The following is a 587-nucleotide window of genomic DNA, read 5'->3' as shown; positions in this document are numbered from 1 at the left end:
TCACATTCGACACCTACGCTGGTAAAGTAAAAGCCATTCGCGGTGTCAGCTTTAATTTAAAAAAAGGAGAAACGCTCGCAATTGTTGGTGAGTCTGGTTCAGGGAAATCAGTAACAACTCGTAGCATTATGCGTTTGCTTTCTCAAAATGCCAATATTGAAGAGGGCGAAATCTTATTTAACGGAAAAGACTTGATTAAAAAATCTGAAAAAGAAATGCAAGGAATCCGTGGTAAAGACATTGCTATGATTTTCCAAGATCCAATGACTTCATTAAATCCAACGATGACAATTGGAAAACAAGTGGCTGAACCGATTCGTCTCCACCAAAAATTAAACAAAAATGAAGCATTTAAACGTGCTTTGGAATTGTTGAAACTGGTAGGCTTACCACAAGCGGAAAAACGAATGAAACAGTATCCACACCAATTTTCAGGCGGACAACGTCAACGGATCGTCATTGCAATTGCATTAGCTTGTAATCCAGAAGTTTTGATTGCTGACGAACCAACAACAGCACTGGATGTTACGATTCAAGCACAAATTCTTGATTTGATGAAAGAACTTCAAAAGAAAATTTCTACTTCA

Annotated in this window: 1 protein-coding gene; it reads left to right on the top strand. The window is 37.8% G+C overall.

Annotated elements, in window-relative coordinates; all coding sequences use genetic code 11:
- The coding region (locus tag RT405_RS03745) for an ABC transporter ATP-binding protein (protein ID WP_313467667.1) at positions 1–587 on the top strand (587 nt) is incomplete at both ends.

The organism is Carnobacterium sp. (assembly GCF_032094055.1).
Lineage (GTDB): Bacteria > Bacillota > Bacilli > Lactobacillales > Carnobacteriaceae > Carnobacterium_A.
The sequence above is the reverse complement of the archived record's forward strand: the minus strand, read 5'-3'. Positions and strand labels throughout refer to the sequence as shown.